We start from the raw sequence: 23,338 nt of genomic DNA on the forward strand, positions 1-23,338 counted from the left end.
GTCAGCGCACCAGCGGCCGGGACAGGCCCACCTGGTGCAGCGAGGTGGGGCGGCCTTCGACGGCCCGGTTCACCGCGAACAGGATCGCGCCGGACAGCTCGGCATGCGCGAGCGGGCGGGAGTTGTCGAGCTCGGACACCGCGCCGACCATCACCAGTTGCGTCGGGTGCGCGGTGAGCAGCGGCTCGGGTTCGACCGGCGGCCCGCCCGCGCCACGCACCTCCACGACCGGCGCGTGCGGTGTCAGCAGCCGTTCGCACGCACCCAGCACCGAACGCCGGTACTGCTCGTGCACCCACGCCACCATCAGGTCCGCCGGCCCGCCGAGCGCCGCCTCCGCCTTCTTCGCCAGCTCACGCGGCCGGTCCCAGTGCGACTCGACCCACAGCGCCCGGCCCGGTTTGCGCCCGCCGCCGGTGCCGGTACCGTTGGTCGGCCGGTGGCCGCGCGGGCGCAACGCCTTGAGCGCCGCGACGCCCTGCTTCGGTTCCGGGACCGCGATCGGACTGTAGCGGCGCGACGGGAGGACGACGTGCCAGCCTTCCCGGACCAGTGTTTCCGCCACTTCGGACAGCATGCCGGTGCCCGCCAGAATCAACGCTCGCCTGCCTGCCATGTCCTGACGCTACCGCCGGACCACCCCGTTCGCAGGTCGCTATCCGGGCATTTTTCTGTTGGAAACACAGCATTCACACGACTATTTCGCGAATTGCTGACAGCAGGTGGCTAACCCCAGTCCTTGGACTCGTCGAACGCGTGGGCCTGAGTGAGGCTGAACCAGTTACCGGAATCGTCCCGGAACACGGCTTCCACCCCGTACGGCCGTTCGGCCGGTTCCTGCAGGAACGTGACACCGCGTGCGGACAGCTCTTCGAAGGTCTTGCGGCAGTCGGCGGTCGCCCACACGCCCGAACCGAGCGCACCCTTGGCGATCAGGTCGCGCACGACCTTTTCGGTTTCCGGGTCGTGCTGCGGCGGGCCCGGCCGCATCAGGATGAATTCCAGGTCCGGCTGGCCGGGCGGGCCCACGGTGAGCCAGCGGAAGTCGCCGACCTGCAGATCCTGCCGTACCTCGAAACCGAGCTTCTCGGTGTAGAACGCCTTCGCCGAATCCTGGTCCAGGACGTAGATGTTCGCGTGGGAAAGTCGTCTGATCATGCCCAGACCGTAACCGCTGCGGCGGCCCGGGCGCTTATCCGAAAGTGCTGGGCCTGGTCCACATCATCAGGTAACAGCCGGGGACCGCGGGCGCCCCGTTCGCCGCCCGGTACTGCGAGGGCGACTGCCCGGCCAGTTCGGTGAAGCGGCGGCTGAACGTGCCGAGGCTGGTGAACCCCACGGCCAGGCAGATCTCGGTGACCGTGAGGTTCGCCGAGCGCAGCAGATCCTGGGCGCGTTCGATCCGGCGCCGCGTCAGGTACGCCTTCGGCGTCTCGCCGTAGGCCGCCGCGAAGCAGCGGATGAAGTGGTAGCGGGACCACCCGGCGACCGCGGCGAGCCGCTCGATGTCGAGCGGCTCGGCGTAGTGCGCGTCCATCCAGTCCTTGGCCCGCCGCAGATGCGCGACGGACGGCTGGCCACCGCCCGCCGACGCCGCCCGGGTGCGCACGAGTGTCGAACTCGGCGTCCTGACCGTCGGACTCGCGGTCCCGAGCGTCGGACTCGGCGTCGTGGGCGTCGGACTCGCGGGCATCAATGCGCCGCGTCGTTCCAGGAGCGGCCGAAGCCGACCGAGACCTCCAGCGGCACGTTCAGCTCGGACGCGGCGCCCATCTGCTTGCGCACCAAGGCTTCCACCTCGCCGTGCTCGCCGTCCGCGACCTCGAGCACCAGTTCGTCGTGCACCTGCAGCAGCAGCCGGCTGCGCAGCCGCGACTCCTTCAGCGCGCGCTGCACACCCAGCATCGCGACCTTGATGATGTCCGCGGCGCTGCCCTGGATCGGTGCGTTGAGCGCCATCCGCTCGGCCATCTCGCGGCGCTGCCGGTTGTCGCTGTTGAGGTCGGGCAGGTACCGGCGGCGGCCGAAGATCGTCTCGGTGTAGCCGACCTTGGCCGCCTCGACGACGATGTTCTGCAGGTAGTCGCGCACGCCGCCGAACCGCTCGAAGTAGTCGTCCATCAGCTCGCGCGCCTCTTCGGTGGTGATGCGCAGCTGGTTGGACAGCCCGTAGGCGGACAGCCCGTACGCCAGGCCGTAGTTCATCGCCTTGATCTTGGCCCGCTGGGCGCCGGTGACCTCGCCCGGTTCGCACGAGAACACCTTGGCCGCGGTGGCGGCGTGGAAGTCGAAACCCGACTGGAACGCCTCGATCAGCGCGGCGTCCTCGGACAGGTGCGCCATGATCCGCATCTCGATCTGGCTGTAGTCCGCGGTCATCAGCTCGGCATAGCCCGCGCCGACGACGAACGCGTCGCGGATACGGCGGCCCTCGTCCGTGCGGATCGGGATGTTCTGCAGGTTCGGGTCCACAGAGGACAGTCGCCCGGTGGCCGCGATGGTCTGGTGCAACGTGGTGTGGATGCGCCCGTCGTCGGCGATCGACTTGATCAGGCCCTCGACGGTGACCCGCAGCCGGGTCGCGTCCCGGTGCTCCAGCAGATGCTGCAGGAACGGGTGCTCGGTCTTCTCGAACAGCGTCTGCAGCGCGTCGGCGTCCGTGGTGTAGCCGGTCTTGGTGCGCTTGGTCTTCGGCATCTGCAGCTCGTCGAACAGCACGACCTGCAACTGCTTGGGCGAACCCAGGTTGATCTGCTTGCCGATCACCCGGAACGCGTCGGCCTCGGCCTGGCGCACGCGGCTCGCGTAGTGCTCCTCGAGCTCGGTGAGCTGCTCGATGTCCACCGCGACCCCGGCGGCCTCCAGCTCGGTGATGACCTCCAGCAGCGGCAGCTCGATCTCCTGCAGCAGCCGGGTGCCGCCGATCTTGTCCAGCTCGGTGCTCAGCGCGCCGGCCAGTTCCGCCACCGCGCGCGCCTTGACCAGCTCGCCCTGGATCAGCTTCTCGTCGCCGTTCTCGCCGTCGAGCAGCGACAGCTGCCCGTCGTCCTGGTCGTCCTCCGAGCGCAGCTCGCGGTGCAGGTAGCGCAGCGCCAGGTCATCCAGCTCGAAGGAGCGCTGGCCCGGCCGGACGAGGTACGCGGCGAGCGCGGTGTCCAGGTGCAGCCCGGCGCACGTCCAGCCGCGGGCGAGCACGGCGTGCAGCGGGACCTTCAGCGAGTGGCCGACCTTGCGCATCTTCGGGTCGGCGAGCCAGGCCGCGAGCGCCTGCTCGTCCTGCTCGTCCAAAGTGGACAGATCCAGGTACGCACCCTGCCCGTCGGCGGCCGCGAACGTGATCGACTGCGCGTCCGCCGCCACCGAGGCACCGGTGACGCGGAAGGACAAACCGGTCGGTGTGCCGGGTTCGGCATGCTCGGCGAGCCAGGCCGCGAGCCCGCCGGTCGGCAGCGCCGCGCCGTCGACCTCGAAACCCTGCTCGGCCTCGGGTTCGGCGCTCTGCAGGGTCGCGAACAGCCTGTCCCGCAGCACGCGGAACTCCAGCTCGTCGAACAGGTGGTGCACCGCCTCGCGGTCCCACGCGCGCAGGCCGAGGTCCTCCGGCGTGACGTCGAGCGGGACCGTACGGACCAGCTCGGTGAGTTCACGGTTGAGCGTCACCGACGACAGGTGGGCCCGCAGCGCGTCGCCGACCTTGCCCTTCACCTCGTCGACGCGGTCGATCAGGGTGTTGAGCGAGCCGAACTGCTGGATCCACTTGGTAGCCGTCTTCTCCCCCACCCCGGGGATGCCCGGCAGGTTGTCCGACGGGTCGCCGCGCAGCGCCGCGAAGTCCGGGTACTGCTCGGGGCTCAGGCCGTACTTCTCGGTGACCCCGGCCGGGTCGTAGCGGACCAGGTCGGACACCCCCTTGCGCGGGTAGAGCACCGTGACGGAGTCGTTGACCAGCTGCAGCGCGTCCCGGTCACCGGTACAGATCAGCACGTCGAAGCTCTCTTCGACCGCCTGCGTGGTGAGCGTGGCGATGATGTCGTCGGCCTCGAAGCCCTCTTTCTCCATCGTCGGCACGCCGAGCACGCCGAGCACTTCCTTGACGAGGTCGACCTGGCCGCGGAACTCGTTCGGTGTCTCGGAGCGGCCTGCCTTGTACTCGGTGTACCGCTCGGAGCGGAACGTCTGCCGCGAGACGTCGAACGCCACCGCCAGGTGCGTGGGGTGCTCGTCGCGCAGGAGGTTGATGAGCATCGAGGTGAACCCGAAGACGGCGTTGGTGGTCTGCCCGGTCTTCGTCTTGAAGTTCTCCGCGGGCAGCGCGAAAAACGCGCGGTAGGCCATCGAATGGCCGTCGATCAGCAACAGCCGGGGCCGGTCGCCCGGCGCCAGTGTCGCTGTGGCGTTCGCTACGGATTGGTTCTGCCTGGTGCTCACGGGAGCGAGTCTAGGGTGAGGGTCTGACAGTCTCGCCTGTCGTATCGCTTTAGGCCCGCACTCAGCGAGCGCGACGGAGGAGCCTTCGCGCAGGAGGACCGACGGGGTGCGGGATCCCCCGCAAGACACAGAGGAGCCGTGCGTGACCGAACAGGTGTCGGAGGAAGTCCTCGCCCAGTTCACCGGAGTCGACCAGACGTCCGCTGAGCAGCAGCTCAACGCCAAGATCGGGCTGACCCTCGTCGAACTGAGCCCGGAGCGGGTGGTCGGCACGATGCCGGTGGACGGCAACCGCCAGCCGTACGGGCTGCTGCACGGCGGGGCGAACGCGGTGCTGGCCGAGGCGCTGGGCTCGACCGTGGCCGCGCTCAACGCCGGTCCGGACAAGATGACGCTGGGCTTCGAGCTGTCCTGCACGCACCACCGCGGTGTCCGCGACGGCATCGTCACCGGGACGGCGGTGCCGGTGCACGTCGGCCGCGGCACGATCACCGCGGAGATCGTGCTGACCGACGAGTCCGGCCGCCGCACCTGCACCGCCCGGCTGAGCTGCATCGTCCGGGGCCTGCCGAAGGACTGACGGCACCGGCCCGCACCGGACAGGAGTTGTGTCATTTCTTGACCCGGTCCCACCTACGACTGAAACTGAGTCACTGACCATGCCGGTCTAGACCATTCCGTCGTAGGAGGTCCCGTGTCGCCCCGTCGTCGTGGTGTTCTGGTGTCGTTGCTGGCGTTGCTCGCGGCGGGTGCCGTCGTCGTGCCGACCGCGGAGGCGGCCGGCACTCAGTACGTCGCGATGGGGAGTTCCTTCGCGGCCGGGCCCGGGATCCCCTCCGCGCAACCGGGCAGTCCGCCGGCGTGCGCGCGTTCCGACCACAACTACCCCAGCCTCGTCGCCGCGCGGCTCGGGCTGCCGCTCACCGACGTCAGCTGCAGCGGCGCCACCACCGCCAACGTGCTCGACACCGCGCAGGCCGGGCAGCCGCCGCAGATCCAGGCCGTCGGCGCCGACACCAGGGTCGTCACCGCGACCATCGGCGGTAACGACGTCAACTATCTCGGCAGCCTGGACACCTACTCCTGTCAGAACAGCGGCGGCACCAACTGCGGCACCGTCGACCAGGGCGCGATCAACGCGAACTTCGACGACCTGCGGCGCCGCCTCGAGAACGTCGCCAACGCCGTTCACCAGCGTGCCCCGCAAGCGAAGATGATCTTCGTGGAGTACTTCACCATCGTCCCGCCCGGCGGGGCCTGCAACGGCGTCCCCCTCACCGGCGACCAGCTGGTGTTCGAGCGCAGCATCGCGACCCGGCTCTCCGACTTCACCCGCGCCGCCGCGACGAACACCGGCTCCACGGTCGTCCAGCTCGCGGACGCGAGCCAAGGCCACGACTCCTGCGCGGCCGCCCCATGGGTGGAGAAGTACACCGCACCCCCCGGCCGCAGTTCGTACCACCCGAACGAGGCCGGCATGGCCGCGGCGGCTTCCCTGGTGGAAACCGCGTTCGGGGTCGCGGGGGTCACCGCGCGTTCCTGAGAAGCCCACCAACGAAAGGACCCCCTCGCCCACGTGGCGAGGGGGTCCGTTTCACGCCGGGTCACGCGACGCCGAGGTACGCCTCCTTGATGGAGTTGTCCGCCAGCAGTTCCTTGCCGCCACCCTGCCGCGTGATGCGCCCGGTCTCGAGCACGTACGCGCGGTGCGCGCGGGAGAGGGCCTGCTGGGCGTTCTGCTCGACGAGCAGCACCGTGGTGCCCTGCTGGTTGATCTCGGTGATGATGCGGAAGATCTGCGCGATGAACTGCGGCGCGAGCCCCATCGACGGCTCGTCCAGCAACAGCAGCTTCGGCTTCGCCATCAGCGCCCGCCCGATCGCGAGCATCTGCTGCTCACCACCCGACAGGGTGCCGCCGTGCTGCGAACGCCGCTCCTTCAACCGCGGGAACAGCTCGTACACCCGCTCCAGATCCGGACCGAGGTTCTTGCGGTCCTTGCGCGCATACGCGCCCATGTCGAGGTTCTCCGCCACCGTCATGCCGGGGAACACCCCGCGGCCTTCGGGCACCTGGGAGATCCCGCGCACCACCCGCAAATCGGCGCGCAGCTTCGTGATGTCCTCGCCGGCGAACGTGATCGAGCCCGCCGACAGCGGGCGGATCCCGGAGATCGCCCGCATCGTGGTGGACTTGCCCGCCCCGTTCGCGCCGATCAGCGCGACGATCTCGCCTTCGCCGACGGTGATGGACAGCTCCGACACCGCCTGGATCCGGCCGTAGTGCACGGAAATCCCGGACAGCTCAAGCAACGTCATCGTCAGGCACCCCCAGATACGCGGCGATCACCGCGGGGTTCTCCCGGATCTCGGCAGGCAGCCCCTCGGCGATCTTCTTCCCGAACTCCAGCACCACGATCCGGTCGGTGACGCCCATGACGAGCCTCATGTCGTGCTCGATGAGCAGGACCGTGTAGCCGTCGGCGCGGATCTTGCGGATCAGCGCCATCAGCTGCTCTTTCTCCGCCGGGTTGAACCCGGCCGCCGGCTCGTCGAGGCACAGCAGCTTCGGCTCGGTCGCCAGCGCCCGCGCGATCTCCAGCCGCCGCTGGTACCCGTAGGGCAGGTTCTTCGCCTTGTCCGCGGCCCGGTCGGCGATCCCGACGAACTCCAGCAGCGCCATCGCCCGGTCGACCGCCTGCTGCTCCTCGTGGTGGTGCCGCGGCAGCCGCAACAGCGCGCCGACCACGCTCGTCTTCGCCCGCGCGTCCGCGCCGACGACCACGTTCTCCAGCGCCGTCATCTCGCCGAACAACCGGATGTTCTGGAACGTCCGCGCGATACCGCGCTGCGTGATCTTGTGCCGGGAGGACTTGCCCAGCGGCTTGTCCTCCAGCAGCACCTGACCCGACGTCGGCCGGTACACCCCGGTCATCGCGTTGAAGCAGGTGGTCTTCCCGGCGCCGTTCGGCCCGATCAGGCCCAGGATCTCGCCGCGGCGGATCCCGAACGACACCGAGTCCAGCGCCGTCAGCCCGCCGAAGCGCAACGTCACGTCCCGCAGCTCGAGCAGGGTCTCGCCGATCTCGACCTGGATGTCGCGATCCGGCGCTACCGCGTCCGCGACCTCCGCCTCGTGCTCCGCCCGCTGCGCCGCCGACATGTGGGCGACCTCGCCGACGATGCCGCCCAGCTCCGTGGTCTGCTCGTTCGGCTCGGTCATTGGTTGCCTCCCGGCTCGGCCAGTGCGCTCTCCCCGCTGACCTGCTCCCCGCGGCCGATCAGGTGCTGGTACGCCTGCCGGCCCTTGGCGAGCAGGCGCTGGCGGGCGCCGAGCAGACCCTGCGGGCGGAAGATCATCAGGACGATCAGGGCGATCCCGAAGATCAGGTAGTTGTAGTCGGCGATCTGCACGAACCGCAGCGGCAGGTACGCCACGACGACCGCGCCGAGCAGCACCCCGACCTTGTTGCCCGCGCCGCCGAGCACGACCGCGGCGAGGAACAGCATCGAGGTGACCACGTCGAAGGACTGGTTGTTGACGAACCCGAGCCGCCCGGCGTAAAGCGCGCCGGAGAGACCACCGATCGCGGCGCCGATCACGAACGCCCAGATCTTGAACTTGTACGTCGACACGCCCATGATCTCCGCGACGTCCTCGTCCTCGCGGATCGCGACCCAGGCCCGGCCGACGCGCGACCGTTCCAGGTTCCCCACCAGCAACAGGACTATGACGATGATCGTGACGGTGAACCAGTACCACTGGGTCGCGTTCTCGAAGAACGGCTGGCCGGCGTTGTTCGTGCCGACCCGCTCGAACCCCGACTGGCCGCGCAGCGGTGTCACGTTGTCGGCCAGCAGCCGGATGATCTCCCCGAACCCGAGGGTGACGATGGCGAGATAGTCACCGCGTAATCGGAGAGTCGGCGTGCCGAGGATGATCCCGAAGATCATCGTGACGACCATCGCCAGCGGCAGCGTCCACAGGTAGGGCAGTTTGTGCAGCGACGAGTTCGGCGAAGTGAACAGCGCCGCGACATACGCGCCGACGGCGAAGAACCCGACATACCCGAGGTCCAGCAGGCCCGCCTGCCCGACCACGACGTTCAGGCCGACGGCGACCAGCGCGTAGCGGGCCACGTCGAACATCGCGGACGGGAAGTCCGTGCCGCTGGTGGCCAGGATGGGCGGGTTCAGCACCGGCAGGAAGTAGACCAGCACCACCACCGGGATGAGAAACGCCCACTGGGCCGGCCGGGACAGGTTGTTCCAGCGCTCCCTGATGTTCATACCCGTGCCTTCCCCAGCGACTCGCCGAGAATCCCGGTCGGCCGGAACATCAGCACGATGATCAGCACCACGAACGCGACGATGTCCTTCCACTCACCGCCGAACAGCGACTGGCCGTAGTTCTCCACCAGCCCGAGCACGAAACCGCCCAGCAGCGCGCCGCGCAGGTTACCGATCCCGCCGAGCACCGCGGCGGTGAAAGCCTTGATGCCCAACAGGAATCCGCCGTTGTAGATCGCGCCCTGCGGGATCTTCATCATGTAGAACAGCGCCGCCGCGCCGGCCAGCAGGCCGCCGACGAGGAACGTCACCACGATGACCCGTTCCTTGTTCACACCCATCAGCGTCGCGGTGTCCGGATCCTGTGCCACCGCACGGATCCCGCGGCCGAGGCGGGTCTTGTTCACGAAGTAGTCCGCCAGGAACCACAGCAGCACCGCGGCCACGAACAGGATGATGTCGCGATTGGTCACCACCGCGCCGAAGATCCTGAACAGCGGTTGCGGCTGCAGCAGCCGGATCTGCGGCTGCTGGTTCAGCCCGAAGATCAGCTTCAGCGCCTGCTGGATCGCGAACGACGCGCCGATCGCGGTGATCAGGAAGACCAGCCGCGGCGCGTTCCGGTTGCGCAGCGGACGGTACGCCACCCGTTCCAGGCCGACCGCGACCAGACCGGACGCCGCCATCGCGGCTATCCCGGCGAGGAGCAGGAACCCGATCACTTCGATCGTCGACAGGTGCGGGTCGGCGCCAGGTCTGAAGCCCAGCGCGTAGAAGGTGAGCCACGTGGCGAAGGTGCCGACGATGAACACCTCGGAGTGGGCGAAGTTGATGAGCTTCAGGACACCGTAGACAAGCGTGTAGCCCAGCGCGATGAGGGCGTAGATGCCGCCCTGCGCCAGGCCGTCGACGGTGTTGTTCCAGAACTGGCTCGCCAGACCGTGGACGTCGAACTGTATCCAGCTGTCGGTCTGGGTCAGGGCAGCGGTGATCGCGGGGTGCAAGGGTTCACTCTATTCCCGGGTACGGATCGGGCATGCACGCGGCGGTCGGCCGCGTGCATGCCCGTCGTCGGTCGATGACTGCTAGCTGATCTGGCCGTTGTTGACGATCTTGCCGTTCTCCACCCGGTAGCTCCACACCGGCGTGTCGGACAGCTCGCCCTTGGCGTCCCACTTGAAGTGCTTCGTCAGGCCCTGGCCATCGTAATTCTTGACGAAGTTCAGCAGCCCGGCCCGGTCCTTGATACCCGAGTCGATGCCCTTGAGCAGGATGGTCGTGACGTCGTAGCCCTCGGGCGAGTACGTCCCCGGGTCCGCGCCCTCGGTCGCCTTGAAGGCGGCCGTGAAGTCCTTGAAGTTGTCCTCAGGGACACAGGGGCAGGTGAAGAAGGCGTTGTTCGCGCCGGCGCCCGCGCCCTTGACGAACTCCGGGTCCTTCACGCCGTCCGGTCCGACGAACTTCGCGGTGACACCCTTGTCGTTGAGCTGCTGCGCGAACGGGCCGGCCTCGGGGTAGTAGCCCGAGTAGAAGACCGCGTCCGGGCTCTCCGTGGAGATCTTGTTGACCACGGCGGAGAAGTCGGTCTGGCCGGTCTTCACCTTGTCGGTGCAGCTGGCCTTCGAGCCGAGCGCCTGGGTGACCTGGGCGGCCAGGCCGGTGCCGTACTCCGAGTCGTCCTCGATGACACAGACCTTGTTGGCCTTGAGGGTGTCGGTGAGGAACTTCGCCGCGGCCGGTCCCTGCACCGCGTCGTTGCCCATGCCGCGGAAGAAGGTCTTCCAGCCGTTGTCGGCGAGCGCCGGGTTGGTGGCCGACGGGGTGACCGTGACGAGGCCGGCCTGGTTGAACAGGTTGCCCGCGGCCTTCGACTCACCCGAGAAGGGCAGGCCGACGACGCCGATGATGTCGGCCTCGCTGATCACCTGGGTGACGATGCCGGGGGCCTTGTCGGGCTTGCCCTCGGTGTCGAACTGCTTCAGGGTGACCTGGCAGCCCGGGTTGGCCTGGTTGTGCTGCTTCACCGCGAGATCGGCGCCGCGCAGGATGTTCTGTCCCAGCGCCGCGCTCGACCCGTTGATGGTGCCCGCGTACGCCAGGGAGACGCCGGAACAGACGGCCTTACCGTCGCCGGCCGGGTTCGCCGCGTTAGCCGCCTGTGACGGCGCCGCGGCGGAGCTGTTGGTGTTGCCCGACGAGCTTCCCTCGTCCCGCGCCGCGCAGGCGCCCAGGACGAGCGATGCCACCGCCGCCAGCACGATGACTCCGGTGAGTCGTGCTCTTGACACTCGTTTCCTCCCAATGCCCGGTCTGCCGCATTTGGTGTGCGGCTGTCCCCAAATGCGTGGGAACCTGACTGGCCGCAAAACGTAGCGGTCCACCGCCGGGTTGCACAGCGATACTCACCGTCTTGTATCCACATCGTGACGGTCGTCACAAGTGTTTATGCACGGTTTACACCCGGTTGCCGGAAAGCAACAACCGGGTGATAACAACCTGTAGCGACCGCTCATCCGAGCGGGTTAACGGGCTAGCGCTGGCCGATGCTTTCGACCACGGCCTGTGCGACTTCCTTCATCGTGGTGCGCCGGTCCATCGCGGTGCGCTGAATCCAGCGGAACGCGTCGGGCTCGGTCAGGCCCTGCTGGCTCATCAGCAGGCCTTTGGCGCGGTCGATGACCTTGCGGGTCTCCAGCCGGTCGGTGAGCCCCGCGACCTCGGCCTCGAGTGCCTGCAGCTCGGAGAACCGGCTGATGGCGAGCTCGATGGCCGGTACGAGGTCGCGCTTGGCGAAGGGTTTCACCAGGTAGGCCATCGTGCCCGCGTCGCGGGCGCGCTCGACCAGGTCGCGCTGGCTGAAGGCGGTGAGGATGACGACCGGGGCGACCCGGTCGCCGGTGATCTTCGAGGCCGCCTCGATGCCGTCCAGCTTGGGCATCTTGACGTCCAGGATCACCAGATCGGGCCTGAGTTCGGCGGCGAGCTTGATGGCCTCCTCGCCGTCGCCCGCCTCCCCCACCACCTGGTAGCCCTCTTCGCGCAACATCTCGACGAGGTCGAGTCGGATCAGTGCTTCGTCTTCGGCGACGAGCACCCGACGCTGCGGCTCAGTGGCGACGCCGCCTGCCTCGGCAGCCTGTTCGGTCACCGGGGTCCTCCTGCGTGCTCGACGGGACAAGAATGCGGCGTACCGCGAACCATCAGCCTACCGGGAACGATCCAGAACGTGAGGATGGTGTTCACCACGTGGCACGGACGGGCCAGGCCGGGTAAGCGCCCGTTACAGAGGGCTACCCCCGCTGGTCGAGACCCGGGCGGCGGCGCGTAGAGTCTGGCGGCGCCGCCCCCGTAGCCCAACTGGCAGAGGCAACGGATTCAAAACCCGTCCAGTGTGAGTTCGAATCTCACCGGGGGCACTCCCCCACACTAGCCAGAATCGGCCCCTCACCAGCAAGAACAGGGTGAGGGGCCGATCTTGTGTCATCCGGCCGTGTCCGGTTCTGTCCGGCCATCGTCGGCCGCCTGCGGTCTATTCGCGGTCTCGCCGGACTCCGCTCCGGACGGGAGTTCGAGCACCCGCTCGATGCGCTCACGGGCGCTGGCCTCCTGCCCCGCCAGCACCTTCGCGTAGATCCGGTGCAGCACCGCGACGGAATGCCCGGCCCATTCCGCGACCTGAGTAGAGGGCACGCCAGCCGCGAGCCACGTGGACACGCACGCGTGCCGAAGGTCGTACGGCCGCTTACCGAGCACGGATTCGTACTCGGCGTCCGTGAGCGCCGCTTTCCGAGCCTTGTCCCACACGCGCGCCACAGTCGATTCGGCGAGATCCTTTCCGAGCAGGCTCCGGAATAACCGTCCGTCGCTCGCGGTGCCGAACCGTTCCAAGTGCGCGTGCAGCAGCTCGGTCAACTGCGGCGGACACGGAACCGTCCGCACCTCTCCCCTCCCCCGCTGTTTGAGCTGCCGCCGGTCCCGTCGAGTTCCCGAATCGGTCCATGCGGCCCCAGCGATCGGCGCCGATTCCGAAAGCAGCAACTCGCCCCAACCCTTCTCCGGCAACGCGAGATCCCCTTTTCGCAGCATTGCCGCTTCCTCGGGCCGGAGACCGCCGTAGTACATCGCGCCGAAATAGGCCACGAGTCCGGGTCCGGCTGACCGCCGCGGTTGCCCCTCGACCTTCTGCGCCTCGACAGCCGCGAGAAGCTTCGTCGCGTGCGTCGGGTTGATCACCACTCGTTTGTCGATTGCCTGGTTCTGCTTCGGCGGCGTCCACTTCACATCCGGAATCCGGTTCTTGCCGAGCAACTTTTTCTCTACGGCGAGGTCTAAAGCGTTATACAAGACAGCTCGTTTCCGGGCCACGGTCTTCGCGGCGGCCGGTTTGCCGTCCATCTTCAACGCGAGCGCGTCGAGCACAGCGCGGACTGCCGAGAGATCATCGAGCCGGGAAACGCTCACCGTGTTCGCAGCAAGCCATTTCAGCGCGGCTTCGATCTCGCGCGGCTTCGCGGTGCTGCGACGGCTGGTGTTGAATGCCCAGCCGGTGAGCGCTTTCCGCAGCACCTTGTCATCCGGCTTTCCCCGGGTGGTCGCCAACATCGCCGTGGTTACGGTGGCGAGCGCGTCGGCGTTGCCCGCGCGGGACTTGGCTGCCGCGCGGGTCCACTTCTTATCCACATACTCGACGGCGAACGAAAACCAGCTCTCGTTCTTCACCTCGCGCCCCATTGAGACCGGCAGACCGTCCGACTTCCGGAAGGCTTCCCCGCGCTTCTGAGCGGACAGGAGCTGCGAGTGGAACGACTCTGCGAGTCCCTTCGTGGCGTAGGTATCCGACCAAACTTTCTTCTCAACGACCCACCGGACAGTGTAGGAAATCTTGCCGATCCGCGCTCCCTTTCGAGGCTTCCCAACCTTTTCGCGAATAGTCCAGATTTGGACGTCGAAGGTGTTTTCCATCAGGCAACCTCCTCACATGAATCGAGCCACGATTCGAGGTCGATTCGGCGGACTCGGATCTCCCCGTTCGGGAGCTTGATACAGCGCGGCGCGCGTCCCTTTGCCCGCCATTCGTAGAAGGTCGAGCGGGCTACTTCGAGTTCCTCGCAGAGTGCGGCGATGGTCAGGTGCTGGCGTGTGGTGGCCATGGGTGGCGGTGCTCCTCGCGACGGTGGTCGGTGTGGTCGGCGAGTCGCGTCATGGCTCTGCCCTCCTGGGGTAGCGGATGTGGTCGGTCGGGATTCCTCCGCTACCTGCGCTACCTGTGCTACTTCGCAGGTCAGAGGGGTAGCGGATACGGCGGGGGTAGCACTTACATGTGCTACCTACTGTCTGTGATGGGCGGTGACGCTCCGGAGGTAGCACTGAGATGTGCTACCTCCCCCGGATCCGCTACCGCGCTGACCTGGGCGGTAGCACTGGTAGCGGAGGTAGCGGCAGGAGGCAGGTAGCGCTGCCAGGCGTCGGCGAGTCCACCGGGGCCGTCGGCGCGGTAGCCCCGGCGCACGATCCCGCCGGGGAGCTTGACGTCCTTGGCCAGCACGCCGTAGGGCTTGAGGAATGCGGCCAGGCGCCGGGAGTCGAGGGCCTTGCCGTCCAACTCCGCCCAGGGGGATTCGTCCAGCTCGTGCAGGGCGGCGAGGATGTCGTCGGTGGTGAGCTTGTCGGTGTCGCGGGTGGTGTAGAGGTCGCGTAGGTCGGCGAGCAGTTGCAGGCGTTGTCCGCCGCCGTTGCGGTCAGTGTTGGCGACCTCAACGAAGTGCAGGCAGGCGGCGCGGGCGGTGTCGGGCCAGTGCCCGCCGGCGGCGTCGGCAATGGCGATCAGGGGTCGCCAGATCTCCGCGGCCCGGTCCCGCACGCCGGGCGGCATGACGGGTCGGCCGCGGCTGACCTTGTCCGTGACCGACCCGACCCACCCGGCGAGTGCCTCGCGCAGCGGCGCGGCCTCGGCTTCGACTTCTTCTTCCCAGAACTCGCCGACTTCTTCGTCGTGGCGGCGGCGTTTCATGTGGATGGTGATGGCGCGGGTGGTGATGGTGTCGGGCATGTTCCCGGCAATGCCCGCCAAAGCGGCGGGGGCGAACACGGGGAACCGTTGCACTTTCATGGCTTTGGCGTCGCCGACGCAGCGGGCGACGGTGGCGCCGCGCTTGTATCCGGCGTTGAGCAGGCCGCGCAGGTCTTCGTTGTTGCCGCCGCTTTTGCCGCCGAAGATGGTGTCGACTTCGTCGAACAGGATGGTGATCGGGCCGTCGTTGACCATCCGGAACAGGGCGGCGGTGGTCGCGGAGAACGTCATTTCCGGTGCCCGCACGAGGAACTGCGCCACCTCCAGCACACGGGTCTTGCCGGATCCGGGTTCCACGGAGGACAGGATCAGGCGGGGTGTGACGTAGAAGTGGTCCGCGGCGTGGGTGTGGGCGTACCAGAGGGCGAGCATGGGTGCACAGTGCTCGGACGGGAAGACGTTGAACCGCGCGGTGAAGTCCCGCACCCGGTCGAGTACCTCGTGCCCGGTGGCGATGACCCGGTTCGCTGCCCGCCAGATCTGCTGGCAGTTTTCCGTACAGAAGTCGTCCGATGGCGAGTCACCCAGCTCCCGGCCGCACTGGATGCACGCGCCCGGCGCGCCGGGCGGATCGTCGATCAGGTCATTGATCGCGGCCACCGTATCGGCGGTGGCGTCGGGTTGGTGCATCAGGCTGCCTCCAATCGGGTGGTCGCGGCGGGGTGCACGAGCGGGGCGAGGATCGCGGCCGCGAGCGGTGGCGGTACGGCGTCGCCGATCTGCCGGTATTGGGCGGACTTGCCGCCCTGCCACGGGTAGTCGGCCGGGAAGCCTTGCAGGACACCGGCTTCGGCGACGGTGACCCGCCGCCGACCCTGCCCGTCGACTTCGTGGAACTCCACGGTGTTGGCGCGCTGCCCGAAGAACACGGTCCCGGCGGGCTCGTCGAGGCCGCGGGCGCAGGCGTTGTCCTGGCTGCCGTTGCGCATCACCCAGTGCCCGACCTTCCCGGTGATCGTGGTCGCCGGTTCTCCCGGTTCGCGGATGGTGCGCGTGCCTAGGTCGCCCCCGTCTGAGTAGTTGGAGCGCAGCGCCCACGCCCCGACGTTGCCGGTGAGGGTGGGTGAGGGCGCCTCGCAACCCCGTTCGTAGGGCACGGTGCGGCCTCCCCCGACACGGCTGTTGTTGCCGGTGGACACGACGACTTCGTGCAGGTGCTGGCGGGCCGCGTAGTTGCCGAACACCTCGGCGCCCCCGGTGTCGGTTCCGCCGGCGGTGATGGTCCAGGCGGGTCGTGCGGGCAGGCCCCACCCGAGCGCATCGGCCATCGACACCGGCGGGGGCAACGGATCCCCGAACAAGTCCGGCTCGGTCTCGACCTCCCGCCCGGCCCGGTACTCCTGATGCGTCGCGACCGGGGGCATGACCGGGAGCCCGTCGCGGCGGGCGATGAGGATCGCCCGGCGGCGGGTCTGCGGGACCCCGTAACACTCCGCGGCCAGGACACCGCACCACACCCGATACCCGAGTTCCCGCAACAGGCTCGCGGCGTGCTCCCACAGCGGCAACACCGGCGGCACCTGCTCCAGCGCGACCCACCGGGGCCGAAGCGCATGCACGTAGCGCAGGGGTTCCGCGGTCAGCTTCGACCGCTCATCCGCCCAGGTCTCCTCGCGGGGACGGCGGCCGCGAGCGAACGCGGTCATGCGGGCGAATACCGCAGGTTTGTCCTTCTCTCCCAGCCGTTTCCCGGCCGGGGAGAACGACGTGCACGGCGGCGACTGCACCAGCCCATCCACCGGCCCCACACTCTGCAGATCCACTGTGGACACATCCGACTGGGTTCGGGCGTGCCCGGCGGCACGGGCGGTGGCGCACGCGTCGGCGTCGATCTCGAACGCGGTCACCCGGCCCCGATATCCGGCCTGCCGCAGGCCCTGGGACCAGCCACCGGGCCCGGCGAACCCTTCCACAACGTGCTCGGTCATCAGGCAGCCTCCTTGCGCTGTACGGGGTTGTTGGCGCCTTTGGTGAGCCCGGCGTCCACGACGCGGGCGACTTCACGGGCGGTGGGTGGCCAGTGCTGCGAGCCGATCAGGGTCTCTCCCGCGGCGGTCAGCTCGGCGCGGGCGGTGGCGGGGTCGATGAGACCGGCACCGACCTTGCGGCCGATGGTGTAGGCCGCGCTGGAGAGCACCTCGTTGTAGGTGCCTGGCGCGGCCTTGCGGACGCGTTCGCACTCGCCGCGTAGCGCCGCCGCCCCGTACGCGGATGGATTGGTGGAGCGGATGTGGACGGGCGCTGAGGTGGCTGTTGCGGGCCGTTCGGCGCAGGCTTGGACCAACCAGGCGGGCAACTCCGCGGGGTCGGTGTCGTCGATCAGCTCGTACGCACCCTCGGCGGTGACCGACCCGGGGGCCACCACGTATCCGCCCCCGGCGCGGGTGTCCACACAGGACGCGATCTGGCTTTGTGAGTTGCGCAGCCACACCCCGGCCGGGGCGCGGAAGTAGAGGTGCTGCCCACCGGAGGGGGTACTCACCGTGTAGGTCGTGGGGAGCGGGCCGCCGCGCTGTTCGGCGAGCGCGGCCAGCGCGTGCGCACCGCCTGGGCCGCGACCGTCCTTGTCGGTGTCGAGGTCGACGACGACCACCCGGGCCGGGCCGGTCGCGAGGCCGATGTTCCACGCGTCGGCGGACCAGCAGCGGCGGATACGGGAGGGATCGGTGGTGGCGCGGTTCTCCCAGTCCTTGACCGCGGGACGGCGCTTGGTGCCCGGGCGGAGCGGGAACACCGGCCACCCCATCGCGGCCAAATACAGGGCCCACTCCAGCAGCGCAGCAGCGGGCACGGAGGTAGCAGCGGCATCCATGGGTCTAGTCCTTCTCTCAAGTCGAAACACCCGCGGCACGGGCTCGGAACTGCGGTGACCGGGGACCAGGCGACGCTGTGGGTGGGCGGCCACCCGCGGCGCGGGTGGGGCTGCCGGGCCGCTCGGACGGTGAGCGTCGACGGGCGGCCCGGCAGCAGTCAACCGGCCCCGGCGGCGCCGGGTCTCAGGGCGCGGTGTTGGTGGTGGTGCAGCGCAGCGCGTAGGTGCGGTTTTCGGGCAGGTGGTGCACGACGAACCGGTGTTGGTGCAGCGCTGCCGCGACGCCGGTGATGGCGGGTAGTAGCCGCGGTGGGGCGAGGATGAGGACGGCGGGTTCGTGGTGGCGTTGCACGCGTCCGTCGTGCAGTGGGCGGAGTGACAGGAGCCGGGCGGGTTGCACCGTCCAGCCCCGGCCGTGGTGGGCGAGGTGGGCGCGGACTTCGCGTTCGTGGTGGGTGATCGCGTGGACGCTGTAGCCCTCGCGCAAGCCGAGTCCGACCATCACGGCGTCCCGTGGTGGGGTGGGGCAAGGTCGCCAGCCGGTCTCGTACACGAGGGCTCCCCCGGCCTGCTCGCACAGCGCCCGGTCGGGGGTGCCGTGGGTGATGCTCGGGTCCCGGGTGAGCACGACCCCGGTCACCTTCGCGGCGTCGTGGGTGAGGCAGAACGCGGTGACCGGCAGGGCGTGCTCGACGGCGAAGGCCGCGAGCCTGGTGTGCAGGGCCGGGAACGTGGTCGGCCAGTCGAAGCGGATGGTGAGGGTCCACACGCCCTCGGCGGACGCGACCTCGCGGTAGCCGCCGGAAGTATCACTGTGTGGGGTGGTCATCGAACCTCCGAATGGAAACGGCCCGTGCGGGAGGGCTGTGGGTGGTGGGCTGCCGGGCCGCCCGGAGACGCGTCGGACGGCCCGGCAGCGGTTCAAGCCGCCCCTGGTTATTCCGGGAGCTGGTAGCGCCAGAGCGTGACGCCGTCGATCTCGACGAGGTCGAGGTCAGCGCCGGTGGCGTCGGCGGGGATGCGCGCGGCTGCGGCGCCGCCGAACATGCGCATGGACCACAGTGCGCCGTCGCCGTCGCGGGCGATCGCGTAGAGATTCCCGTCGCCGAAATCGAACATGGCTGTCATCGATGTGCCTCCATTGGTTACTGCGGGTATTTGTGGGCAGGGTGGATCGCTGGGTGGCGGGGTGGGTGGATACGCGAGTGCCGGGTGAAAACCCACCCGGACATCCACCCACCCCATCCACCCGGGTTGAACTGCTGAAACACAGCCAGGGTGGATGGGGTGGACCGGGTGGATGGGACGCCGAGACCCCGGCTGGGGCCTGGTTTTCGGTTAGCTGTCCTCGTCGGTGACGTCGCGCTCGGCGAGGGCGTGGCGGACACGCTCCGTGCGCACCAGGGCGTAGCCGCCCTTGCTGCCCGGCTTGACCCCGCAGGCGTCGAGTTGCTTGGCCAGGGCCTCACCGGTGAGGTCCTGGTAGGGCTTCCACGCGGCGTCGAGACCGCGTAGCCAGCGGGCGACGTCGGCGGCGCGCGGCGCCTCCTGGTCGTGTTCCTCGCAGACCGCACGCACGTCGGTGAGCAGGTCCCGCTGGATCACGGGCCGGGCCTGGGTGCGCAGCGCCTTGGCCCGGTCGGCGATGTCGTGGCCCTGTTCGGTGGAGATGTAGTGCGTGCGCACGGTGACGTGGGTGGCGCCGCCGGGCAGGTCCATCGATTCGCCGGGGGCGAGCACGACGGTGCCGCGGTCCAGACCGGCCCGCAGGGCGTGCGGGGCGGCCCCGGTGTCCACCGGCGCCTCACCCAACGCCATTTTGGCGATGGACTCGGTGCCCACGTAGAGGCTGGCGCGGATCATGGCGCCTTCGCGGACCAGGACCGGGAGGTTGCGGTTGGTGGGGTTCTGTGCGAACTCCAGGAAGTGGATGTTCACCGCCCGGGCCTGGTCGTGCAGGGCTTGGGCGGCGCGGGCGGCGCGGGACTTCTTCCCGTCCCCGCCGATCTCCCCACCCTCGGGGTGTTCGGTGGCGCAGGTGTAGATCTTCTGCACCTCGTCGATCACCACGAACAGCGGTTCGAACCCGCTCCCGACTTGCGAGGATGTCCGGTCGATGTCGCCCTTGCGGCCCATCGCCCGCCATTTCTCGTAGCGGCGGCCCATCTCGGCGACGGCGGCTTCGAGCATGTCGCAGGTCGCGATGAAGTTCTCGTCCCCGGCGCCCTCGATCAGGGTGTCGGCGAGCCCGTCGAACATCGACCAGTCCCCGAACCCCTTCAAATCGGCGAGCCAGATCTTGCTGGTGGGGTCGAGGGAGATCCATAGCAGTAGCGCCCGGGCGGCGGCGGTCTTGCCCTGCTTCGACAACCCCGCGAGCAGTAGGTGCTGCTGCAACAGGTTCAGCTCGATCGCATCGCCCTTGAGCCCGACACCCCAGGGCATCCGGTCGCGGTAGATGTCCACCGGACCGAAGTCCTCCGCGAGCATCGGCGAGGGGGGAACGGCCTGGTCCAGGGCGCCGGAGTGCGCCACCCACAGGGTGAACACCCGCTCGGAGTCCGGGCTGCACTCGATGTGCACCTCGTGCTCCTTGCGGTCGAGGTTCCCGGCCAGCCGCTCCCGTACCCGCATCAGCTGCGAGACGGTGACCTGCGGCGGCAGGGTGATCTCCACCTGCGCACCCGGCCCGTAGGGGGTGATCATGCCCAGCATCCGGGCCCCGGAATCCGCGTCGTCCTTGATCGCGTCCCGCAACGGCTTGATCCCCAGGTCACGCAGCGCGGCGACCACGATCGAGGGGGTCAGGTTGACCACCTCACCGCGTGGGGCGAGCGGCACCGTCCACGAGGGGGCTTTGCCGGCCTTGCGGCCGACCCCGTGCAGGTAGGTCACCGCGAGCAGGCTCAACCCACCGACCAGGAACGAGAAATACCCGACGACCAGCCAATACGTCCACTTGATCACGCTGATGACCCCGGAGATCGGGGCCAGGATCAGCCCGGCGTCCCGGCTGGCGATCGCCAGCACGAACCCCAACACCAGCAGCAACACCGTCACCGTGCCGATCCCGACCGCGGCGGCCTTGGCCAGCCGGCCCGGGGCCTGCAACCAGTCCATGCGCCGCTTGTGGCGACGCTCGCGGGCCTGCTCGGCGCGGCACTCCCACTCCTCCAGCCGGTCCCACTCCCGGCTGGCCTCGAACGTGGCGATCATCCGCTCGTACCGGGCGTTCGTGCGCGACTCCCACACCCGCTTCGTCACAATCGCCGTACCACCGGCCACATAGGACACATGCCGGTAGACGGTCTTCGCGTGCTGGTGGGTCACCGCGGTGCGCACACCCCGGTAGACCGTGACCGCGTCCTTGCGATACAGCGCCAGCCGGGCCTTGGCCAGCTCCCGCTGCCGGGCGTTGTAGTCGGCGTCGGTGACGATCTCCCCCTCGATCACCTCCGCATCCGACACAGCCGGCGCGGACTCGCCCCGACGCGACGGCAGATAGTGCACCCGCGCCAACTCCCCGTCGGGTTCGTGCTCCTGGTTCGTGGTCACTTCCGGTCTCCCTCGCGGTGGTCGTCGCGCAACCGGCGGGCGTTCGCCGCCGAGCAGCGCAGGGTCTTACGGATCGACTCCGCCGAGCCCGGGTCGACGGTCCCGGCCTCGACCGCCGTCGCCAGCTCGGAGCGGAGTTGGTCGAACGAGCGGCCCGGCCGCCGGTCGATCCGCGGGGTGTTCTTCGGTGGGGTGGGGGTCGACTCGTGCAGGTCAGACCCGGTGTTCTGATCGGGATCGAGGGTGGCGACCCCGCCGTGTGCGGGCGGGGTCGAGTCGCTCTGGTCGCCCTCGACCTGCGGGGCCTGCCCGGTCGCCGTCGCGGCACCCTGCACCGCCAGGAGGTCGGCCAGTTCGCGGTCCCAGTCGGCCGACTCCCCAGCCACCGGGAGACCCGGCACGATCGCCGATTCCAGCCGCCCACGGTGGGCGAGCACATAGCGGCCGGGTGCGAAGACGAGACGGGCAGTACCGTCCGCGGCGATCTCCGCCACGGCGTGCCGCACCGCGGCCCGCCGCACACGGGTGACCTTCCGGGCGACGGCCCGTTCGATCCGCGCCGCGGTGCGTTCGGTGCGGGAGCGGAGCGGGGTGGCCAGGGTGAGTTGGTGTGCCCCGACCCCGGCCACCGACACAACGCCCATCACCACGCCGAACTCCCACCGGGACTCGAGCCCGTGCAACAGGTTCGCGGCGAACGCGACCGCGGCGAACGCCCCGACCCCGGCTTGCAACCACCCCACCGGCCGCTCCGGGTGTCGCCGCCGCGACACCAGCACGGCGATCGCGAATGCCCACATCCCGAGTTCGGTGATGCCCGGCAGGAGCACCCCGAGCCCGCTGCCGTACACATCACGCCCCCACACGGCCATGGCCGGGGCGGCGAGCACGAACGACAACAGCGCCACCGGGTAGATCAGCAGCTCCACCGTGCGTTCGGCCAGCCAGGACCGCACTGCCGACATCCGCGCCCGGCGGGTGTCGCCCCGCCGGTCTTTGTCCGCCCGGGCCTGCTCGGCACGCGCCTGCTCGTCCTCGCGGCGCTGCGCCGCGGCGGCAGCCCGCTCCGCGATCCGGACCTGCGCCGCCGCGGCGGCCTCTTCGCGTCGGATCTGCGCCTCGGTCAGCTTGTTCGCCCGGCGTTCCTCAGCCCAGCTCATCCCCACACACCCCTCTCCAGCTCGATTCGCAGGTCACGGGCGAGTACGAGGGGAAACACTCCGCGTACCAGCGCCAGCCTCGTTTGGTTGAGGTCTCGTGCCCACCCGCGGGCCTCGCCCAGGTCAGGCCAGTTCCCGGCGGCGACGGTCTCCCCGGCCGGGGTGGTCACCAGCACCGTCCACGTCCCGGCGATATCAGCGATCCGGGTCATCCGGCCCCACCTCCTGCGAGACGGCTGCAGAGGTTTTCGGCTGCCTGCTCCGGCAGGAGTCCCTTGTCGATCGCCGCCAACAGGGCATAGGCGTGCGCAACCTCCATCCGGCCGTCTTTCAAGAGAGCCGGGTAGCCCTTCCCGTTCTGCTTCTCGTTGTCGGCCGACACCTTCTCCAGCAGTTCGGCCGCCTTGGTCAGGTAGTGGCTCATCACGCATCCGCCTTTCCGTCCTCAGTGGACTCCTCGGCAACGGCCGTGCCTCGGGACTGCTGGTGGTGTTGCCGCATCTCGTTCGCCGCCCACCCCGCTGCGACCAGGACGGAGACCAGGGAGAACCAGGGCGACACTGTGGCGGCGAACCCGACCGGTGCGAGGACACCGGACAGTTCCAGGGCATGCCAGCCCAGCCACGACACCGTCCGGGTGGTGCGGGTCGGGTTCACCACACGCCCATACAGGGTGACCTCAGCCGCCTGCCGGGCCTCGACGTCAGTCGAGGGTTCGGTGTGTCCGTTGTGGCCGGTCGGCCCGGTCCCGGGGGTGTTGGTGGGCTGGTGTTCAGGTGTGGACATCGACGGCCTCCCCTCGAAAACCGGTGCTAGGCGGGAAAAACTGGTTGACCGGGCCGCGCGGTGCCGCAGTGGCCTGCCGGGCGGCGAACCCGTTGAGACGGCGCAGGGTCACCTCCAGCACCCGGGCGAGCAGCACCAGCGGAATCCGAACCAGGTGCAGCAACAGGAACACCCCCAGCGCGGCGAACTTGACCAAGACCCACGTCCCCCGCCGCTCCAACACCTCGAAAATGGACAT

25 protein-coding genes and 1 tRNA gene are annotated in these 23,338 nt (G+C 69.1%); 3 read left to right on the forward strand and 23 right to left on the reverse strand.

The features are described 5' to 3' along the window. Nucleotide 1: 1 nt before the first annotated feature. From LOZ83_RS22675 to polA, 4 genes are all read right to left on the reverse strand, one after another. Entirely contained in the window at nt 2-616 is a 615-nt protein-coding gene (locus LOZ83_RS22675) for a hypothetical protein (protein WP_236793558.1), read from the reverse strand. 110 nt (nt 617-726) lie between these two features. Beyond that, nucleotides 727-1,158, reverse strand: coding sequence for a VOC family protein (locus LOZ83_RS22680; RefSeq protein ID WP_236793207.1), 432 nt, complete (start codon nt 1,156-1,158; stop codon nt 727-729). Nucleotides 1,159-1,192: 34 nt separating this feature from the next. Further along, entirely contained in the window at nt 1,193-1,537 is a 345-nt protein-coding gene (locus tag LOZ83_RS22685) for a helix-turn-helix transcriptional regulator (RefSeq protein ID WP_236793549.1), read from the reverse strand. 155 nt (nt 1,538-1,692) lie between these two features. Further along, nucleotides 1,693-4,428, reverse strand: a complete 2,736-nt coding sequence (gene polA, locus LOZ83_RS22690) for a DNA polymerase I (RefSeq protein WP_236793208.1) — start codon at nt 4,426-4,428, stop codon at nt 1,693-1,695. A 142-nt stretch (nt 4,429-4,570) separates the two neighbouring features. Between polA and LOZ83_RS22695 the strand changes: the two genes are divergently transcribed. Together LOZ83_RS22695 and LOZ83_RS22700 are read left to right on the forward strand one after the other, a co-directional pair. Beyond that, nucleotides 4,571-5,008, forward strand: coding sequence for a hotdog fold thioesterase (locus tag LOZ83_RS22695; protein WP_236793211.1), 438 nt, complete (start codon nt 4,571-4,573; stop codon nt 5,006-5,008). A 114-nt stretch (nt 5,009-5,122) separates the two neighbouring features. Beyond that, complete coding sequence (locus tag LOZ83_RS22700) at nt 5,123-5,971, forward strand: SGNH/GDSL hydrolase family protein (RefSeq protein WP_236793212.1); 849 nt, start codon at nt 5,123-5,125, stop codon at nt 5,969-5,971. A gap of 61 nt (nt 5,972-6,032) precedes the next feature. On the opposite strand, the gene LOZ83_RS22705 is transcribed toward LOZ83_RS22700, so the two are convergent. From LOZ83_RS22705 to LOZ83_RS22730, 6 genes are all read right to left on the reverse strand, one after another. Continuing rightward, nucleotides 6,033-6,746 carry an ABC transporter ATP-binding protein gene (locus LOZ83_RS22705; protein WP_236793214.1) on the reverse strand — a complete coding sequence of 238 codons (714 nt, stop codon included), beginning with the start codon at nt 6,744-6,746 and terminating at the stop codon, nt 6,033-6,035. Continuing rightward, nucleotides 6,733-7,650, reverse strand: coding sequence for an ABC transporter ATP-binding protein (locus LOZ83_RS22710; RefSeq protein ID WP_236793216.1), 918 nt, complete (start codon nt 7,648-7,650; stop codon nt 6,733-6,735). The genes LOZ83_RS22705 and LOZ83_RS22710 overlap by 14 nt, the downstream gene beginning before the upstream one ends. Further along, the gene (locus LOZ83_RS22715; RefSeq protein WP_236793218.1) at nt 7,647-8,717 is read right to left on the reverse strand and encodes a branched-chain amino acid ABC transporter permease; all 1,071 of its coding nucleotides are present in this window, start codon (nt 8,715-8,717) and stop codon (nt 7,647-7,649) included. The genes LOZ83_RS22710 and LOZ83_RS22715 overlap by 4 nt, the downstream gene beginning before the upstream one ends. After that, entirely contained in the window at nt 8,714-9,721 is a 1,008-nt protein-coding gene (locus LOZ83_RS22720; RefSeq protein WP_236793220.1) for a branched-chain amino acid ABC transporter permease, read from the reverse strand. Before LOZ83_RS22720 ends, LOZ83_RS22715 begins: the two co-directional genes overlap by 4 nt. Nucleotides 9,722-9,802: 81 nt before the next feature. After that, the gene (locus LOZ83_RS22725) at nt 9,803-10,975 is read right to left on the reverse strand and encodes a branched-chain amino acid ABC transporter substrate-binding protein (protein ID WP_236793550.1); all 1,173 of its coding nucleotides are present in this window, start codon (nt 10,973-10,975) and stop codon (nt 9,803-9,805) included. Between the two features lie 272 nt (nt 10,976-11,247). After that, nucleotides 11,248-11,865 carry an ANTAR domain-containing response regulator gene (locus LOZ83_RS22730; RefSeq protein ID WP_236793222.1) on the reverse strand — a complete coding sequence of 206 codons (618 nt, stop codon included), beginning with the start codon at nt 11,863-11,865 and terminating at the stop codon, nt 11,248-11,250. 194 nt (nt 11,866-12,059) lie between these two features. Here LOZ83_RS22730 and LOZ83_RS22735 point away from each other — a divergent pair. After that, nucleotides 12,060-12,133: transfer RNA gene (locus tag LOZ83_RS22735), tRNA-Leu, on the forward strand. Nucleotides 12,134-12,197: 64 nt separating this feature from the next. Here the strand turns inward: LOZ83_RS22735 and LOZ83_RS22740 are convergent. The 13 genes from LOZ83_RS22740 to LOZ83_RS22800 all read right to left on the reverse strand — a co-directional run bounded on the left by LOZ83_RS22740 (nt 12,198) and on the right by LOZ83_RS22800 (nt 23,338). Continuing rightward, nucleotides 12,198-13,679: a tyrosine-type recombinase/integrase gene (locus tag LOZ83_RS22740; protein WP_236793224.1), complete on the reverse strand. Its 1,482-nt coding sequence runs from the start codon at nt 13,677-13,679 to the stop codon at nt 12,198-12,200. Continuing rightward, nucleotides 13,679-13,867 carry an AlpA family transcriptional regulator gene (locus tag LOZ83_RS22745; RefSeq protein WP_236793226.1) on the reverse strand — a complete coding sequence of 63 codons (189 nt, stop codon included), beginning with the start codon at nt 13,865-13,867 and terminating at the stop codon, nt 13,679-13,681. The genes LOZ83_RS22740 and LOZ83_RS22745 overlap by 1 nt, the downstream gene beginning before the upstream one ends. A 173-nt stretch (nt 13,868-14,040) precedes the next feature. Next, nucleotides 14,041-15,417 carry a DUF3631 domain-containing protein gene (locus tag LOZ83_RS22750; RefSeq protein WP_236793228.1) on the reverse strand — a complete coding sequence of 459 codons (1,377 nt, stop codon included), beginning with the start codon at nt 15,415-15,417 and terminating at the stop codon, nt 14,041-14,043. After that, nucleotides 15,417-16,715, reverse strand: coding sequence for a DNA cytosine methyltransferase (locus LOZ83_RS22755; protein ID WP_236793230.1), 1,299 nt, complete (start codon nt 16,713-16,715; stop codon nt 15,417-15,419). The genes LOZ83_RS22750 and LOZ83_RS22755 overlap by 1 nt, the downstream gene beginning before the upstream one ends. Continuing rightward, complete coding sequence (locus LOZ83_RS22760; RefSeq protein WP_236793232.1) at nt 16,715-17,599, reverse strand: bifunctional DNA primase/polymerase; 885 nt, start codon at nt 17,597-17,599, stop codon at nt 16,715-16,717. Before LOZ83_RS22760 ends, LOZ83_RS22755 begins: the two co-directional genes overlap by 1 nt. A 184-nt stretch (nt 17,600-17,783) precedes the next feature. Next, on the reverse strand, nt 17,784-18,428 hold the full coding sequence (locus LOZ83_RS22765) for a hypothetical protein (RefSeq protein WP_236793234.1): 645 nt from the start codon (nt 18,426-18,428) through the stop codon (nt 17,784-17,786). A gap of 107 nt (nt 18,429-18,535) precedes the next feature. Continuing rightward, complete coding sequence (locus LOZ83_RS22770) at nt 18,536-18,727, reverse strand: hypothetical protein (RefSeq protein ID WP_236793236.1); 192 nt, start codon at nt 18,725-18,727, stop codon at nt 18,536-18,538. Between the two features lie 210 nt (nt 18,728-18,937). Further along, on the reverse strand, nt 18,938-21,154 hold the full coding sequence (locus tag LOZ83_RS22775; protein ID WP_236793238.1) for an ATP-binding protein: 2,217 nt from the start codon (nt 21,152-21,154) through the stop codon (nt 18,938-18,940). Beyond that, on the reverse strand, nt 21,151-22,314 hold the full coding sequence (locus LOZ83_RS22780) for a hypothetical protein (RefSeq protein WP_236793240.1): 1,164 nt from the start codon (nt 22,312-22,314) through the stop codon (nt 21,151-21,153). The genes LOZ83_RS22775 and LOZ83_RS22780 overlap by 4 nt, the downstream gene beginning before the upstream one ends. Then, on the reverse strand, nt 22,311-22,526 hold the full coding sequence (locus LOZ83_RS22785; protein ID WP_236793242.1) for a hypothetical protein: 216 nt from the start codon (nt 22,524-22,526) through the stop codon (nt 22,311-22,313). Before LOZ83_RS22785 ends, LOZ83_RS22780 begins: the two co-directional genes overlap by 4 nt. Next, complete coding sequence (locus LOZ83_RS22790) at nt 22,523-22,738, reverse strand: hypothetical protein (RefSeq protein ID WP_236793244.1); 216 nt, start codon at nt 22,736-22,738, stop codon at nt 22,523-22,525. The genes LOZ83_RS22785 and LOZ83_RS22790 overlap by 4 nt, the downstream gene beginning before the upstream one ends. Further along, nucleotides 22,738-23,100, reverse strand: coding sequence for a hypothetical protein (locus LOZ83_RS22795; RefSeq protein WP_236793246.1), 363 nt, complete (start codon nt 23,098-23,100; stop codon nt 22,738-22,740). The genes LOZ83_RS22790 and LOZ83_RS22795 overlap by 1 nt, the downstream gene beginning before the upstream one ends. Continuing rightward, nucleotides 23,087-23,338, reverse strand: coding sequence for a hypothetical protein (locus tag LOZ83_RS22800; protein ID WP_236793248.1), 252 nt, complete (start codon nt 23,336-23,338; stop codon nt 23,087-23,089). Before LOZ83_RS22800 ends, LOZ83_RS22795 begins: the two co-directional genes overlap by 14 nt.

Source organism: Amycolatopsis sp. GM8, assembly GCF_021653975.1.
Taxonomy (GTDB): Bacteria; Actinomycetota; Actinomycetes; order Mycobacteriales; family Pseudonocardiaceae; genus Amycolatopsis_E.